The sequence below is a fragment of the Aequorivita xiaoshiensis genome, from assembly GCF_022008395.1.
Classification (GTDB): Bacteria; Bacteroidota; Bacteroidia; order Flavobacteriales; family Flavobacteriaceae; genus Aequorivita; species Aequorivita xiaoshiensis.
On the sequence record NZ_JAIRBB010000065.1, the window covers coordinates 1 to 621 of the forward strand.

The following is a 621-nucleotide window of genomic DNA, read 5'->3' on the forward strand; positions in this document are numbered from 1 at the left end:
GATTCACAAACCGTTATTGGAAGTAACTTTGGATTTGATGCTTGGAGTGTTGTACTTGATATAGCTGATGTTGATCTGCCTGGACAAAATGGTGCTGATACTACTTATTGGATAGGTTTATCCCTTGAGCCAACAGACGGAAGTAATACTTTTTGGGAAAATTCTACTGCTGGAGTTATTGGTTATGGAGAAGCTTATGACGATGGTCTAGGTGGAGGATACGTAGTTGATTCAACATTAGAAGGGGTTTATACCTTCGATGGTACATGTGAGCCAATTGGTGGCGGAGGAACAGGAGGTCCTTGCGTTACTACAGGTCCGAGTAATGGTCTTGAAAATGGTAAGAGTTTCCTTAAAAACTTAGGCCGAATTGCGGCTAATGACTTAACTGTTGCTGATGGTGAGAATATGACTTTAGAGTCAATTACGATAACAGCATTTATTGGAGCTGAAGGTTCTGGAGTTAATGCTGATAATGTTGATGTGTTTATTTACGCAGACGATGGTTCTGGTGCTCCTGGAGCCTTAATTACTTCGCAAACAAATTTAGTTCCAGATTCACAAACCGTTATTGGAAGTAACTTTGGATTTGATGCTTGGAGTGTTGTACTTGATATAGCT

The 621-nt window shown here is 40.3% G+C and carries 1 protein-coding gene; it reads left to right on the forward strand.

Translation table 11 applies throughout. The annotated features are described in order from the left end of the window. On the forward strand, nucleotides 1–621 hold a 621-nt coding region (locus K8344_RS13985; protein ID WP_237609295.1), incomplete at both ends, for a hypothetical protein.